At 41.8% G+C, this 15,337-nt stretch carries 9 protein-coding genes, 2 pseudogenes and 1 riboswitch; of the genes and pseudogenes, 6 read left to right on the top strand and 5 right to left on the bottom strand.

Going from position 1 to position 15,337, the window contains the following annotated elements; genetic code table 11:
• Positions 1 to 154: 154 nt before the first annotated feature.
• The 3 genes and pseudogenes from VB740_RS12910 (at position 155) to VB740_RS12900 (ending at position 3,494) form a co-directional block, all read left to right on the top strand.
• Positions 155 to 1,031 (top strand): annotated as a pseudogene (locus tag VB740_RS12910) (ABC transporter ATP-binding protein).
• Positions 1,032 to 1,048: 17 nt separating this feature from the next.
• A riboswitch (cyclic di-AMP (ydaO/yuaA leader) is annotated at positions 1,049 to 1,181 on the top strand.
• A gap of 249 nt (positions 1,182 to 1,430) precedes the next feature.
• Positions 1,431 to 2,051 (top strand): universal stress protein, encoded by a 621-nt coding sequence (locus VB740_RS12905; RefSeq protein ID WP_323200394.1) that lies wholly within the window; start codon positions 1,431 to 1,433, stop codon positions 2,049 to 2,051.
• Positions 2,052 to 2,157: 106 nt separating this feature from the next.
• Positions 2,158 to 3,494 (top strand): annotated as a pseudogene (locus tag VB740_RS12900) (SLC13 family permease).
• Positions 3,495 to 3,776: 282 nt separating this feature from the next.
• On the opposite strand, the gene VB740_RS12895 reads toward VB740_RS12900, so the two are convergent.
• Positions 3,777 to 3,989: a high light inducible protein gene (locus tag VB740_RS12895; RefSeq protein ID WP_323200393.1), complete on the bottom strand. Its 213-nt coding sequence runs from the start codon at positions 3,987 to 3,989 to the stop codon at positions 3,777 to 3,779.
• A 47-nt stretch (positions 3,990 to 4,036) separates the two neighbouring features.
• Positions 4,037 to 4,240 (bottom strand): high light inducible protein, encoded by a 204-nt coding sequence (locus VB740_RS12890; RefSeq protein ID WP_323200392.1) that lies wholly within the window; start codon positions 4,238 to 4,240, stop codon positions 4,037 to 4,039.
• A gap of 954 nt (positions 4,241 to 5,194) precedes the next feature.
• Between VB740_RS12890 and VB740_RS12880 the strand changes: the two genes are divergently transcribed.
• On the top strand, positions 5,195 to 8,320 hold the full coding sequence (locus tag VB740_RS12880) for an MFS transporter (protein ID WP_323200391.1): 3,126 nt from the start codon (positions 5,195 to 5,197) through the stop codon (positions 8,318 to 8,320).
• A gap of 288 nt (positions 8,321 to 8,608) precedes the next feature.
• Here VB740_RS12880 and VB740_RS12875 read toward each other — a convergent pair whose 3' ends face one another.
• Together VB740_RS12875 and VB740_RS12870 are read right to left on the bottom strand one after the other, a co-directional pair.
• Positions 8,609 to 9,439, bottom strand: coding sequence for a dienelactone hydrolase family protein (locus VB740_RS12875; protein ID WP_323200390.1), 831 nt, complete (start codon positions 9,437 to 9,439; stop codon positions 8,609 to 8,611).
• A gap of 844 nt (positions 9,440 to 10,283) precedes the next feature.
• On the bottom strand, positions 10,284 to 10,907 hold the full coding sequence (locus VB740_RS12870; RefSeq protein WP_323200389.1) for a class I SAM-dependent methyltransferase: 624 nt from the start codon (positions 10,905 to 10,907) through the stop codon (positions 10,284 to 10,286).
• A gap of 93 nt (positions 10,908 to 11,000) precedes the next feature.
• Between VB740_RS12870 and hemH the strand changes: the two genes are divergently transcribed.
• The gene (hemH, locus tag VB740_RS12865; protein WP_323200388.1) at positions 11,001 to 12,167 is read left to right on the top strand and encodes a ferrochelatase; all 1,167 of its coding nucleotides are present in this window, start codon (positions 11,001 to 11,003) and stop codon (positions 12,165 to 12,167) included.
• Between the two features lie 176 nt (positions 12,168 to 12,343).
• On the opposite strand, the gene VB740_RS12860 is transcribed toward hemH, so the two are convergent.
• Positions 12,344 to 12,895 (bottom strand): DUF4126 domain-containing protein, encoded by a 552-nt coding sequence (locus VB740_RS12860; RefSeq protein ID WP_323200387.1) that lies wholly within the window; start codon positions 12,893 to 12,895, stop codon positions 12,344 to 12,346.
• Between the two features lie 770 nt (positions 12,896 to 13,665).
• On the opposite strand from VB740_RS12860, the gene VB740_RS12855 reads away from it, so the two are divergent.
• Complete coding sequence (locus VB740_RS12855; protein ID WP_323200386.1) at positions 13,666 to 15,069, top strand: glycoside hydrolase 100 family protein; 1,404 nt, start codon at positions 13,666 to 13,668, stop codon at positions 15,067 to 15,069.
• The last annotated feature ends 268 nt before the right edge of the window (positions 15,070 to 15,337 follow it).

The following is a 15,337-nucleotide window of genomic DNA, read 5'->3' as shown; positions in this document are numbered from 1 at the left end:
CCCCACAAGGGATTAATAAAATTTTGATATGCAAATTAGATGTGTTTTAGCTTAGTTTTGCTATCAGGGCTAATGCTCCCACTAGCTTTTTCATGTCTTAAATCCCAAGTTCAAATATTGACTGATGACTTAATTATTTCGGGAGCATTTGATGATGGAATATACCTCATTGCCTATTAATACCCAGACTGGAGTTCTCCCCCGTCCTGGATTTTTAGAAATTGAAAATTTAGTCAAGTCTTATCCGACACCTGATAAAGATAACTTTGTCGTTTTAGATGGGGTGAATCTGACAATTGGTGAAGATGAATATATTTCTGTAATTGGTCACTCTGGTTGTGGAAAATCAACGCTACTAAAGATAGTAGCTGGTTTAGAAAAAGCCACTTCTGGCTCAGTCCGGCTAGATGGGCAAGAAATTCGTAAGCCAGGAGCAGAGCGGATGATGGTATTTCAGAACTATTCGCTGTTGCCTTGGTTGACAGTGCGATAAAATATCCGTTTAGCCGTAGATGAAGTGTTAAAAAATGCTAATCGGGCTGAAAAAATCAGCATTGTAAATCAACACTTGGCAATGGTAAACTTGACGGCGGCGGCTGACAAATATCCTGATGAAATCTCTGGAGGTATGAAACAAAGAGTAGGTATTGCTAGAGCTTTAGCAATTCGTCCTAAAATGTTGCTGATGGATGAACCTTTTGGGGCACTAGATGCGCTAACTCGTGGCAAATTGCAGCGGCAGGTATTGGATATTTGGGAAAATAATCGTCAAGCAGTGATGATGATTACTCACGATGTAGATGAAGCAATTTATATGTCCGATCGCATTGATGACCAATAGCCCAGCTGCTAGTATAGGAGAGATTTTAAAAGTTCCTTTTGAGCATCCACGCGTTAGCGTTCGCGAAGCGTCTCGTAGAGAAGCTCCTCTGAAAGAGGCTCGGGCTGCCATGCGAAACTCAAAAGAGTATTTTGAACTCCGCAACCACGCCCTAAATTTCCTTGATCGATATTTTGCCCAAGACGAGTAAATTAGATTATCATTTTTTTTAGTGGGTAGCCTAATTCAAATTCATGAAAGCTGGATTTGGAACGGAGGAACCAATGTTTGGGGCTAATCTTACGAGAGACACCTTCCAGTCTTAGCCCGTCAGCTAACTCCGTAGGCAATGGAAGGAACCCCCAAGACCTTGGCTGTAATACAGTTATTATTGGGGTTTCCTTGACTGATTTAAGATTTGAAATTTCGGTTATCGTCACTCAATCTAAAATCCAAATCGTTCGACTGAGCGACTTGTGCCGAGTATCTCGACTTCGCTCGATGGAACCGGAACTGAGGTAAGCCGAAGTTCAATATCTCAAATTGATCACCCTGCTTCTCATTACTAATTCATTTCATTGGGAGAAGTAAAGCTGTGCAAATTAAGCCAATGTTAGCGCGTCTGCAAAGTGCCACAGGCCGAGATGACTTAATTGAACAAATGGTACTGTTGCCAGAGCCAAAAAAACCTTTTTCTAAAAAACCTCAAAAAGCAAAAGCAGTTAATTTAATTGTTGCCTATGACGCATCTCCTAACAGTCATACGGCGTTAGATATTGCTTTCTGGATTGCCCATCAAACGCGTTTAGCTACCAATGCAGAAGTTACAGTTCAAGCCGTTTATGTGCTAGAAGACAATTCAAAAAGCAAGCATCCAAATATCTTGAGCTTACCAATACAACAGCCTCCATTAGAGTGTCAAGTCAGTGAAGTATCAAAGTCTGCCACACAGGTATTAACTCAACCCCAATTGCAGACAGTGGTAACTCCCCTGCAACAAGCAGATATAATTCTCTGGCAAGCCCGAAGTCTAGCAGAAGAATGGCAGGGTTCCTTCAAATCTCATTTGCGGTTTGGCTGTATTTCCACAGAACTTACCAAAGTTGTTGAATCAGAAGCTGCCGATATTTTGTTTCTCGGTTGCAACTCTGTTAATCATCCGATGATTGAGGCTCTAGGTTCTAATTTTCCCTGTGCCGTTTTGGGTATTCCCAGTTGTATTGATGAATAATCATTGTTCATAATTTCAATAATTTTTATCTAATTGCAATGATAGATAAGTCACCTACAAATAGGTGGCTTTTTTCGCTACTTAAATAAACTTCGGGAGGTAGTGTGTGGAAAGCTGGCAAGCAATCCTCAGTGTGATAACATTTATAACCGTTATTATCTTAGTAATGACGGAATGGGTACATCTCCCATTGCTGCATTATTGGGAGCATTGTTATTAGTTTTTACCAACGTCATGACTTTACAAGAAGCTGTTGGTTACATCGGCAAAAGTCATGGAACACTCGGTTTATTCTTTGGAGTTATGGTGTTAGTGCGGGCTTTTGAGCCTACCAAGATATTTGATTATTTAGCTACTCAAATAGTACTCATAGCTAAAGGACAAGGCAAGCGTCTATTACTTGGCATCGTGGCTATTGTTACACCCATCTGTGCCGTTTTACCAAATGCCACAACAGTAATGCTGTTAGCACCTTTGATTCCACCAATGGCGCAAGAAATTGGGATAAATTTCGTCCCATTGTTGATTTTAATGGTATTAGTCGCTAATAGTGCTGGACTCCTAACTTTAGTTGGAGATCCAGCGACATTTATTGTTGGTGATGCTGTAAATATCAGCTTTACAGATTATTTATTAAAGTTGAGTTTAGGGGGAGTAATTGCCATCGTCATAGTGATTGCAACACTACCATTTTTATTTCGCAAAATTTGGAATACAAAGTTAGATAATCTTGAAGAACTGCCACATCCACAAATCAATCATCCACGAGTTTTAAGCTTCGGTGCAGTTATTGTATTCTTCGTCCTACTATTTTTTGTTATCGGAGAAACTTTACCAATTCCGATCTCACCTGCTGCCGCAGCTTTGTTAGGAGCAGCTTTAGCTTTGCTTTTATCTCACCATAGCAAAATCGATTCAGTTAACAACATTCTGCGAGATGTAGACTGGAGTACTTTAATCTTTTTTATGAGTATTTTTGTGCTAATTGGAGGACTAGAAAAAACAGGTGTAATTAATGGCTTATCAGGGGTATTGGCAGTAATTTTAGGAAAAAATATTGTCCTGGGTTCCCTAGTTTTATTATTTTTTGTGGGAATATTATCAAGCGTAGTGCCGAATATTCCTTTAGTGGTGGGGATGGTGCCCTTACTTAAACAATATATTGTTACTGTCGGATTAGCACCTGCAGAAGTTTTAGCACAAGACTTTCAAGGACAGTTTCCGCCAGAGGTATTACCACTGTTTTATGCGATGATGTTTGGTGCAACTTTGGGAGGTAATGGCACACTAGTAGGAGCATCATCTAACATCGTAGCTGCCGGAATTTCTGAGCAACATGGACGCCGCATCTCGTTTAAAACTTTTCTACACTACGGTATTCCAGTGATGGTATTGCAACTGGTAGCTTCGGCTTTATATGTGTTAGTTCGCTTTTTGCTTTAGATAGGGAAGGACTAAAGTAATTCGTAATTGATAATTCGTAATTACAATCATTAGTACCTACTCAACTCATCACTTATAGCCTAGCAGTGGCCAGTTTGTGAATGTCTTGCAGACCACAAAATTAAAGATTATGGTAAAAAATGTACTTTCTGAAATTACGAATCAAAAATTACGAATTAGTAACTATTTGGTCAACCTAATTAAATAGAAAATGCTGAGGAGATAAATCCCCGACTTTTGGTGAGAAGCCAGGTTTTCAGATTTATCAATCCTCAGCTATTGCTAATATCCGATTAGGTGTAGCACATCCCGTAAGACGCTATAACCAGCCAAATCCCAAAGCAAATAGGCTAGAAAACCAATTGCTGCCAAACGACCATTCCAGATTTCGGCTTGAGGTGTCCAGCCAAACAAAAATGCATTGCGATCTACGCCGTTGTATTCTGGTGCAACAGGTGGTAAATCTGTAGAAGGACGAGTTCCTTGAGTTGCCATTTTTTTTCTCCAATATCTAGTGATTTTTCAAGTCTTTAATGAATGTTCTAGTAGCCAACTATGCGTAAAACGTCACGAACAACGCTATAGCCAGCTAAATCCCAAAGTAAATAAGCTAGAAAGCCAATTGCTGCAAAGCGACCATTCCAAATTTCGGCTTGGGGAGTCCAGCCAAACAGAAATTCATTGCGATCGCGACCGTTGTAAGCTGTGGTAACAGGTGGTATATCAGTAGAGGGACGAGTTTCCATTGTTTTTTCCTTCCAAAATTAGTATTTTTTGAGATGTTTAATCTTTGAGTTTTTTTTAGTAGCCAATTAGCTCTAGTACCTCACCCAGAACGCTATAACCGACTAAATCCCAAAGTAAATAGGCAATAAAGCCAATCAGTGCAAAATGACCGTTCCAAATTTTGGCTTGAGGAGTTCAGCCAAACAGAATTCTATTGCGATCTTTGCGATTTCATTCTGTTAGAAATAGTGGCAGGTCTCTGGAAGAACGAGGTGCCATTTTTTTATCCTCAACGATTCATTTGTTAACTTTAATGTAGCTGTTTATAACTAGACTTATTTCTGTCTGTGGGTACAAACCACAAGCACTTCTTCTGGACGATTATCAGAAACGTATTTTTTTAGACAAATCCACCTTGAGAGGGTGACTAAAAACAAATATGTAAATAAATGTAAAGGCGTTGCTAGCGAACTATGATTTCAACAGAATCAATCGCTTTGAAGAAGAATTCAGAAGTCTGAATTCAGGAGTCAGAATAAATCAGTGGGGGATTCAGACCCGCCACTGAACTGTTCGCGCTTGCGTCTCGTAGAGAAGACCACTAAATCTGCATATTTAGTGGGGGTCTTAAACCCTTGGATTCATCCACCATGAAGTTCAAAATTAATTCTGAATTCTGGCGACTGACGCATGTATTCTGTTTCGATAAATAAGCAATAAAAAATTAAAAATTAGCTATACATAATTAAGAGTAAATGTCAAATTGCTTAAAATTACCACCGAGAGAGAATAAAAGTTATATCTTCCGCTGGATACAGTTTTCAATCTTTAGAGAGATGCTTGAAATAGCTAAATTCCACGATTCTGAGCTAAAGAGTTTAGGTATTGCCATAGGTACAAATCATAAATACTAAGAGTTGCTTCTCAAGAAAATCTTAATTCCCCAAATTTAAACCTTAGAAGAAGGAAATACAATGTTCCAAAATACGGAAATTATGCTGGGACTCTACAAACCACTATTGTGGGTGGCACAGATTATAAATGTAGATCCCTCAAACGTCACGCCAGCACAGACATCGGTTCTCACTTCCGGGCCGCGCTTTTTTGTGGCTTTAATCTCCGGCGTTATCCTAGCCTTTGCTTTCCAATTAGTTCTCACTAATCTTTCCCTTGCAGCCGGTATTTCCTACCTGGGACACTCATCTGACTCGGATTCAGATAGTGGGGAAGCGGGAAGTTTGGGCGGTAACATTCGCAAAATTGGCACCGCAGTGGGGATTTGGACATTAGTCACTGTGACGATCGCCTTATTAATCGCTTCTTTTCTGGCGGTTAAATTAAGCCTGGTAATCTTAGACCCAGCATTGGGAGCGATTCTCGGTTTGGTGATTTGGGGCGCTTACTTTTTGCTTCTCGTTTGGGTAAGTTCCACCACCGTGGGTTCTTTAATTGGCTCAGTTGTCAATACGGCAACTTCTGGTTTTCAGGCGATTATGGGCACAGCCACCGCTGCACTGGGTGCAAAGGCTGTCAATAACCAAGTTGTAGCGACAGCTGAAGCCGCCGCCGCCGCTGTCCGCCGGGAACTAGGAAGCGCCATCGACCCAGGAAGTATCCGAGAAAATATAGAGGATTATTTAGACAAGCTGCGTCCTCCAGAGTTAGATGTGTCGAAAATTCGGAGTGACTTTGAAAATTTACTCAACGATCCACAACTAAAAGCGATCGCAGGGACTCCAGATATTCGCAACATCGACCGCCAGAAGTTTATCGAATTAGTCAGCAGTCGCACCGATCTTTCTAAAAAAGACATCAACCGGATTGCTGATACGTTGTATAAAGTTTGGCAGCAAGTAGTGGGTCAACAACCACCTACCCAAGACCGCATGGGTGAGTTAATCGATTATCTGAAATCACTCCCACCAGGACAAAGCAAGACAGATGAACTCAACGCCAAGCTGGATCGATTAGTAGCAGAAACACGAGGCTCTAAAGAAGCTGACCAAAAGGCAGTTCCAGGGCCAATTCAAACTACACTCCAGCAAGGACTAACTGCCTTAACCGGCATTGTTATGGGGCGCACAGATTTGTCTGATTTGGATGTGGAAAAAATCTTGCGTAGCCTCACCACCGCCAAAGATAAAGTCACTCAACAAGCAGATAAGTTAGGGTTGCCAACACCACCATCTCAACCTTATAGCCCAATTCGGGCTGATGTGGAAAACTACCTGCACAACACTTATGCTTGGCAACTCAGCCAAGAAAGAATTGCCCAGGAGTTTCGTGATGTCCTCTATGATCCAGCCGCTGACCCTGGAATAGTCCGCAGGGAATTAGAACGACTATCCCGCAATGATTTTGCCAATATCCTGCAACAACGGGGACTGCTTACCCAGTCCCAAATTCAGCGCATTGCAGATCAGTTAGAAGCTGTCCGCAAAGACGTGCTAGTGATAGTTACAGGTATTGAAGAAAGAGAGATAGTCCAAGACTTGCAACGGGCAGTGGAAAGCTATCTGCTGGTTACTCCGAAAGCAGATTTGACAGCAGAAGGCATTGAGCAGAATTTCAAACCACTGTTGCAAGATTCAGATGCAGATTATGAAACCCTGACATTGCGACTAGCCCATCTTGATCGTCAGGAAATGCGGGCGATATTGCTGGAACGGAATGATGTCCAGCTATATGAAGTAGACAGCATTCTCGATGAGTTGGAAAAACAACGCGATCGCGTCTTGGTAGAATCCAAAGGGTTAGCGGAACAGGCGCAATATCAAGCAGAAACCCTGTGGTTGAGTGTAGAATCATATCTGCGTAATACAGGGAAATCAGAATTGAACCCTGATGCCATCCGCGCGGAGTTCAAAAGGTTACTAGAAGATCCCCAAGCTGGAATTAGCTCAATTCGGGCGCGGTTGTCTCGCTTTGACCGCGATACGTTGGTACAATTGTTGAGTCAACGGCAAGATTTGAGTGAAGATCAAGTTAATCAAATCATCAATACTGCTGAGGAATCGTGGCATAACATTCGCCACACACCCCAAGCTGTAGTGGATAAAGCCAAAGAGCAATACGACTCTGTTACTACCACGATCGCAGATTATCTGCGGAATACTGGTAAACAAGAATTGAACCCAGAAGGTATCCAGCGGGATTTGACCAGATTGTTTGAAAATCCCAAAGAGGGAGCCGTAGCACTTCGCCGTCGGTTGTCACAGGTAGACCGGGATACGCTGGTGAAGTTACTCAGTCAGCGTAAAGACTTGAGTGAAGAACAAGTCAATGAAATCATTGATTCCACGCAAACTTCCATTCGCAACTTTGTCCGTGCGCCTCGTCGCCTAGCTACCCGGACACAGCAAAGAGCGGAAACATTCAAAGCTTATGTAGAAGAGTATCTGCGCCAAACTGGTAAGGAAGAACTGAATCCTGAAGGTATTAAACGCGACTTGCAACTATTGTTACACGATCCGCGAGTTGGGGTAGAAACTTTTAGCGATCGCCTTTCCCATTTTGACCGTTCTACCATCATCGCCCTGCTGAAAATTCGGGAAGATATGTCCGATGAAGAAGCGGCGCGGATTGCCGATAACATTGTGTCCGTAAGGGATCAATTTGTAGAACAAGTGCGGAATATCCAACGAGGCATTCAAGATGCGATTGATGGGGTTTTTGCCCGCATTCGTAACTATCTCAACTCCTTGGATCGCCCGGAACTTAACTATGATAATATCAAGCACGATGTTCGCACATTTTTTGACGACCCCCAGGCAGGGTTTGATGCTCTGCGCGATCGCCTATCCTCTTTTGACCGTGATACCCTGGTGGCAATCATGAGTTCTCGTGAGGACATCTCTGAGGAAGATGCCAACAGGATCATCGACCAAATTGAACGGGCCCGCAACACAGTATTGCAACGTGCAGAACGCATACAGCATGAAGCCCAACGCCGCCTAGAACAGGTGAAGCATCAAGCACAGCGGCAAGCGGAAGAAACCCGCAAAGCCGCAGCTTCAGCATCTTGGTGGCTGTTTGCCACAGCAACCGTATCCGCGATTTTCTCTGCATTAGGAGGAGTGATTGCTGTAGCTACGCAGTAGACATCTCCGAAAAACGAATGTAGAGACGTAGCAGTGCTACGTCTCTACAAGGTTTCTGGGTAACGCATATTTAATTTCTGGAGATGTCTAGTAGGTTAATAAGTTTTCTCCGCTAATTGTAAGCCTCCCATCGCGGGAGGCTTTTTTTTGTTCCGAAGACTTACCAAAGAGGCAGGGGATCAGGGGGAAGAGGGCAGGGAGAAAGATACTGGAATTATTCTGCCACAAGGGTTAGAGAGCAACTACATTCATGTATCGGGATTCGCCTCCTGCCCCTGTTCCTCTTTTTTACACGCCATTTTGCTTAAACCATGCCAAAAGGCGTTTCCAACCGTCCTTAGCTTCTTTCTCGCGGTAGGATGGGCGATAATCGGCAAAAAATGCGTGGGGTGCATCTGGATAGACGATGATTTCAGATTTGCTGCTGCTTTCCTTTAAGCCTACGCGCATTTGCTCTACTGTATCAAGAGGAATACCTGTATCCTTCTCACCATAGAGTCCGAGAACCGGGACTGTCAGTTTTGATGCAATATCGACAGGATACTTGGGTTGAAGTTCGGTAGCATCGCCCACGAGCCGCCCGTACCAAGCCACACCCGCCTTCACCTTGGGATTGTGCGCCGCATATAACCAGGTAATGCGGCCGCCCCAGCAAAAGCCTGTAACAGCCAATTTATCGGCATTACCTTTAGCTGATTTCACCGCCCAGTTTACCGTGGCATCAAGATCGGATAACACTTGGGCATCTGGCACTTTGGCGACAATTGGGCGAATTTCGTCCATACTGCTTAACTTAGTGACATCGCCTTGACGGATAAATAATTCGGGTGCGATCGCCAAGTACCCCAACTGGGCAAAACGACGAGTGATATCCTGAATATGCTCGTGTACACCAAATATTTCCTGAAGTACCAGAACAATTGGGAAATTTTTACCAGTGGCTGGTGCTGCTCTATAGGCAGGAATTTCCCCATCTTTGACGGGAATTTTCACCGCACCAGCTACCAACCCCTTAGCATCGGTGCTGATGACTTGGGCAGAAATGGGTTGCACTGCCAAGGCAAAACCCGTCGCCAAGGTGGCAGTTGCGATAAATTTGCGGCGTGTTATTTCTTTCATCATCTCTACCTTGAATTGGCGAAAATTTTTATTCTTTGTTATACGTACAGTGCTACAACAAGAAATATTACAATTTATGAATTAGTTTACCGTAATATTAGCTTCGTTTGCCGTCCAAGCGTTCTTTCTCTGTGGCTGTTGTCATGGAAAAGTCGGATGCATTGGCAATGAAAAACCACGAGACTAAGCAATTTTCTGTGCTGAGTTCCCTTATATAGCAATCCTAAATTCATTCGTGACAACAATCTATTGCCTATTACCTATTTTCTAATGCGCGGTAGGGTAGGTGTACAAATTCCACAGCCGAAAAAAAGTGCTTCTATCTCAATCCCAGTAAGCATTTAACCCCGCTCATAAATAATTTTTATTCGCGCAATTTCTGAAATGCTTACTGTAAGCACGTTTTAGCCTTCAACCTTTCCCGACACTCTTTCCAAACAAATTCTCTAATGCTATGATTGCTCTTGAATCGCGCAACCGCACCTTGAAAAATCAATATAGCTTGGCTTTCAGGCTCCCGCTAATTGCAATTCATCAAAATCCCTATTAGGGATTGAAACAAATCAAGATAATAGTATTGACCTACTTTAAAAAAAATTGCAATTCATCAAAATCCCTATTAGGGATTGAAACGATGAATTAGAAAAACTCACAGACTATGATTTTCTATTGCAATTTATCAAAATTCTTATCAAGATTAAAACATTTTACCAGGAAAAGGTTTATTAATTCCTGGGTCATTTTGATTAACCTCAAAATTTCATCATGCTAATTTCAATATAACAATCATTGATACTTTATTAATAGACGGGTATCTTACCTGTCATTAATAAAGCATTATTGTTCACTTCTTCGCCTGTATTACTTGCAAACTACCACCAGCATATAAAGTTGACTTACTCACTTCAAACCCAGCCTTAGTTAACAACCCAGCCAAATCAGTTTTCAACAATTCCCAAGCTGTTTCTGTCTCAAACAACAGCAAAAACAGTGATACCCCAGGCCAAAATACCGGATTCGTAGGAGCGTGAAAATCTACCAACGTAAACACCCCTCCTGCCTTCAACACCCGATAAACTTCATTAATAATTTTTCGCAATTGCTCAGGCTGCATCTCGTGTAATGCGACACTAATATGTACCACATCAAACAGATTATCTGCAAATGGCATCTCCTCAGCAAAAGCTTCGACATAGGAAGCTAATGGTACATTTTGCCGCGCCCGTTGCAAAGACTTGGGTGAGGCATCCAATCCTGTTACGTTTTGTGAAAAATTTAGCAAAAATTGCGTTGTTTGACCACTGCCGCAACATAAATCTAAGACATGCGTATCTGAGTGAATTGTTAAGCCTTGCAAAGCAAGTTGCCGAAAACGGGCTTCACCACCTACACTTAAGGCTGCTAAACGAGAGATACTATCATATAGCCACTGATAGCGGTAACTCCAATCCCTTAAAATTGTTGCCATTACATATTTCCTTGCTATTAAGCTTTATATTTAATAAAGATATATTGTTAACATTAGTAAAAAACCTGAAAAGATTGGGGGAAAGTAACTGCTATGGGTCGTGTAGGCGTCTTATTACTCAATCTCGGTGGTCCCGATAAGCTAGAGGATGTCGGGCCGTTTTTGTACAACCTATTTTCCGATCCGGAAATTATTCGCCTACCATTTCGCTGGTTGCAAAAGCCCCTAGCCTGGTTTATTGCCTCGCGGCGAACCAGAACATCTCAAGAGAATTATAAGCAAATCGGTGGCGGTTCCCCACTGCGGCGGATCACAGAAGCGCAAGGGCAAGCTTTAAAAGAACAATTGAGTCATTTAGGACAAGAAGCCAAGATTTACGTGGGGATGCGTTATTGGAATCCCTATACAGAAGAGGCGATCGCACAGATCACCCAAGATAAAATAGAACACCTGGTAATCTTACCACTATATCCCCAATTCTCTATCAGTACGAGTGGTTCTAGCTTCCGGCTTTTAGAAAAACTTTGGCAAGAAGACCCAAAGCTTCAACCCATTGAATATACCGTCATTCCTTCCTGGTACAAAGAACCAGGCTACCTCCAAGCAATGGCGGAACTCATAGCCCAAGAACTTGAGCAGTTTCCTAACCCGGATGAGGTTCATGTATTCTTTAGCGCTCACGGTGTCCCTAAAAGCTACGTTGAAGAAGCAGGCGACCCTTATCAGCAAGAAATTGAGGAATGTACTGCTCTGATTATGCAGACTCTCAATCGACCCAATGCCCATACCTTAGCTTACCAAAGTCGTGTTGGCCCAGTAGAATGGCTCCAACCTTATACTGAGGATGCCCTTAAAGAACTAGGCACACAAGGCGTGAAAGATTTAGTTGTCGTGCCTATTAGTTTTGTCTCAGAGCATATTGAGACACTGCAAGAAATTGATATTGAGTATCGGGAAGTAGCAGAAGAATCAGGAATTCACAATTTCCGTCGCGTTCCTGCTCCTAACACCCATCCAGTATTTATTAATGCATTGGCAGACTTGGTGATTAATGCGCTGAAAAACCCTAGTTTCAAGCTTTCGCAAGCTGCCCAAATGAAAAAAAGGGTGAAAATGTACCCCCAAGAGCGTTGGGAATGGGGTTTGACTACTAGCGCTGAAGTATGGAATGGTCGGATTGCCATGCTGGGCTTCATTGCTTTAATCATCGAGCTGATTACCGGTCACGGTCTGCTACATATGATTGGACTTTTGCAATAAAGGGCATTGGGCATTGGGCATTGGGCGTTGGAAAACTCTTTCTTTTTCGCTATGTTTACGCAGCGTCTCTGTTAAGAAAAGTTCTATACTCCGTTGGAGATGGCGTAGCCATCTAAAGAAGCCCGAACTTTAGACTTCTCTGCTTGCCCCATTCCCAATGCCCTATGCCCTATGCCCTATGCCCTATGCCCCCTGCCCTTGTGATACCAGTCATACCACTGCTTCGCACTACGAACTGCAAACCAGAGCAGTATTAAAGCAATTAATCCTCCCTGCCAGGGAGCATCAAAGGCAAAAAGTACTAGAGCAACGCACAAGATATCTTGAAGAAAGACTGCCCACAAGGGTAAGCCACGTAAGCGATAGAACCAACCAACTTGAACTAGCTGAAGTACTAAAGCTAACAAACCTCCAATACAAGCAATTAGCCAATGTGGCGTTGCTGTTGCACTAGCTACTGCTAACCCCATAATTGCCCCTACGAGGGGAGACATGAATAACTGAACTACTTGGAGCAATCTTTGCCCCCATAGCTTTTTTGAGGCTAATAATTCTACTAAAGACCAACAGCTGAGGCAGCCTAATAAGATTGGTGGAGAAATGTGAGATAAAATTGGAACTTGTGACCAGAAGTTACTACCCTGCAACAATCCAATAATCAGCAGAGGTGTACCTATTCTCATTCCTGCTGCCGCAGAGGCAGAAAGTGTGGCTAGGATTTCAATCATTAAGACACTCTAAGCACTAATAAATAAGTAAATATCTGTTATTTATACTACCCAGGGCTGGCAAAAATCCCTGCACCAAACTTACAGTCTCAGCAATGAAATACTAAATATTTTTGGTATCTTTATATATATATCTTTTTTAACAACATTTTTTTAAACAAGAGCAAAAACTGGGTTTCGAGCTTTATTTTCTAACATTAAGTCTAGAATCATCAGTTTTGTCTGAAAGTCTTGTATAGCAAGAATTATTGTTTTTCCAAAGCACTATATCTGAGCATAATAAGCGTTTGTGCAGGACTGTTCCAGGTTGGAGGTCTTGCGAGTGCGCGATTACATGCCAATCAGTCAGCAAAATCTGGTCTTGCACCATAAGTATTAACATCCGTCAGTTCAAATACCTATATCTTAATCATCCTGTGAAAAAGCCATCAAAGTACTTTTAAGATTTGAGGACTTACGCATTAAGACTGATCCGATATCTTAACTGATGAAAAGAAAAATCGGAAAACGTTGTTGAGAAGAACCGACTTTACGGCAAGCTTGGGACTGCAACCATGTTGTGCGATTTATCGACATCACATTTTTTGAATATGGTGAGGTAACTTAATGCATTCATCTTAATTGGGCTAATTAAATTTGCCTAATTTCCGCTTGTTTAATCTAAAAATATTGCCAAATTGCAGAAATTACCCATCCAAAGTAGGAGGTCAAGAAGCTTTGAGTTAAGGCAACCTATTTATACTATATGTCCTTAAGTACAAGATAATTTCATGACCTCAATCAGCAGTGAAACTAACACTCTCAACCAAGCAAAGCAAAAACTGAACAACTCAATTCTTTTTTACAATCAACGTCCGATTGGAACATTAGCTGCTTGTGATTCCTCAAAAGACACTCTCAATTATAACCATTGCTTTGTTCGTGATTTCGTTACTTCAGGTCTGATTTTCCTGATGCAAGGAAGAGCAGAGATTGTCCGTAACTTTTTAGTAGAAACTTTAGGATTGCAAAGTCATGAACAACAGATGGACTTTTTTAAGCCAGGCCCCGGATTAATGCCAGCAAGCTTCAAAGTTGATGTCGAACATAAAGAACAAGTTTTGACAGCTGATTTTGGCGAACACGCAATTGGTAGAGTCCCACCTGTAGATTCTTGCCTTTGGTGGCTGATTTTGCTAAGAGCTTATGTCAAAGCAACAAATGATATTTCCTTAGCTCATCAACAAGATTTTCAACAAGGTATTAAGCTAATTTTAGACTTTTGCTTGGTACATCGTTTTGCCATGTATCCCACCATGTTAGTTCCAGACGGTGCTTTTATGATAGATCGCCGCATGGGAGTTTATGGGAATCCTTTAGAAATTCAAGTTCTATTTTATGCAGCTTTACAAGCAGCAACTGAGTTACTCTTACCCAATAGCGACCAGACTAAGTATCTTGATAAAATAGTGAAGCGACGTTTAGCAGCTCTTGAGTATCATATTAAAGAGTACTATTGGATAGACCTTAAGCGTTTAAACGAAATTTATTGCTATAAAAGCGAAGAATTTGGCAAGGAAGTAGCAAATAAATTTAATATTTATCCAGATTCTATTCCTTCTTGGTTAACCGAATGGCTACCAGAAACTGGGGGGTACTTGGCAGGAAATTTGGGGCCTTCACAGATAGATTTTCGATTCTTTGGATTAGGCAATTTAATGGCAATCATAGTTGGTTTAACTAGCGAACAAGAATCTCAAATGATTCTGGAGTTGATTGAACAACGCTGGCATGACTTAGTTGGCTATATGCCTATGAAAATTTGTTTTCCGGCTCTAGAAGGTTTGGAGTGGAAGATTGTCACTGGCTCAGACCCAAAAAATATAGCTTGGTCTTACCACAATGGTGGAAATTGGCCTGTTTTACTTTGGCTACTGGTAGCAGCAGCTTTGAAAAGCGGTAGGGATTCACTCGCTCACAAAGCTATTGAATTAGCTCAAAACCGCCTCAGTCAAGACCAATGGCCAGAATACTACGATGGCAGGCACGGTCGATTAATTGGAAAGGAAGCTCGCAAATATCAAACTTGGACTATTTCAGGTTTTTTAATCGCAACAGAAATACTAGCCAATCAGGAGCATTTAGCTTTAATTACTTTTAACAAAGATCCTCAGATAATTAGCTGTGTTTGGTAGAAATTATTGGGCATACAAACTTTCTCTACATTGCCGATTGTAAAGTCTTTATGAATAACGGCTTGACTATGGAGTTGCCCTAGTCCATTGCAATTTTAAATGCCACAAGCAAAAATAGGTCTATTGGAAACCCTTGGGGGTATTCTTGCAACAACTGTTTGATGTTTCTGATGTTTTTTACTAATAACTACCCAATATCGGGTAATTATACAGCAATACGGTTCAGTTAAGGGCTACTGGCAACAATTTTTGGTTTTCAAGACGCGAT

Origin of the sequence: Nostoc sp. UHCC 0251, assembly GCF_034932245.1 — a bacterium.
Lineage (GTDB): Bacteria > Cyanobacteriota > Cyanobacteriia > Cyanobacteriales > Nostocaceae > Nostoc.
Note: the sequence above shows the minus strand (reverse complement) of the source record. Positions and strands in the feature narration are given on the sequence as shown.

What these genes read in the sequence shown, in the direction of transcription:
- VB740_RS12905 (WP_323200394.1), top strand. Translation starts at nt 1,431, where the DNA reads ATGTTAGCGCGTCTGCAAAGTGCCACAGGCCGAGATGACTTAATTGAA.
- VB740_RS12895 (WP_323200393.1), bottom strand. Translation starts at nt 3,989, where the DNA reads ATGGCAACTCAAGGAACTCGTCCTTCTACAGATTTACCACCTGTTGCA.
- VB740_RS12890 (WP_323200392.1), bottom strand. Translation starts at nt 4,240, where the DNA reads ATGGAAACTCGTCCCTCTACTGATATACCACCTGTTACCACAGCTTAC.
- VB740_RS12880 (WP_323200391.1), top strand. Translation starts at nt 5,195, where the DNA reads ATGTTCCAAAATACGGAAATTATGCTGGGACTCTACAAACCACTATTG.
- VB740_RS12875 (WP_323200390.1), bottom strand. Translation starts at nt 9,439, where the DNA reads ATGAAAGAAATAACACGCCGCAAATTTATCGCAACTGCCACCTTGGCG.
- VB740_RS12870 (WP_323200389.1), bottom strand. Translation starts at nt 10,907, where the DNA reads ATGGCAACAATTTTAAGGGATTGGAGTTACCGCTATCAGTGGCTATAT.
- hemH (WP_323200388.1), top strand. Translation starts at nt 11,001, where the DNA reads ATGGGTCGTGTAGGCGTCTTATTACTCAATCTCGGTGGTCCCGATAAG.
- VB740_RS12860 (WP_323200387.1), bottom strand. Translation starts at nt 12,895, where the DNA reads ATGATTGAAATCCTAGCCACACTTTCTGCCTCTGCGGCAGCAGGAATG.
- VB740_RS12855 (WP_323200386.1), top strand. Translation starts at nt 13,666, where the DNA reads ATGACCTCAATCAGCAGTGAAACTAACACTCTCAACCAAGCAAAGCAA.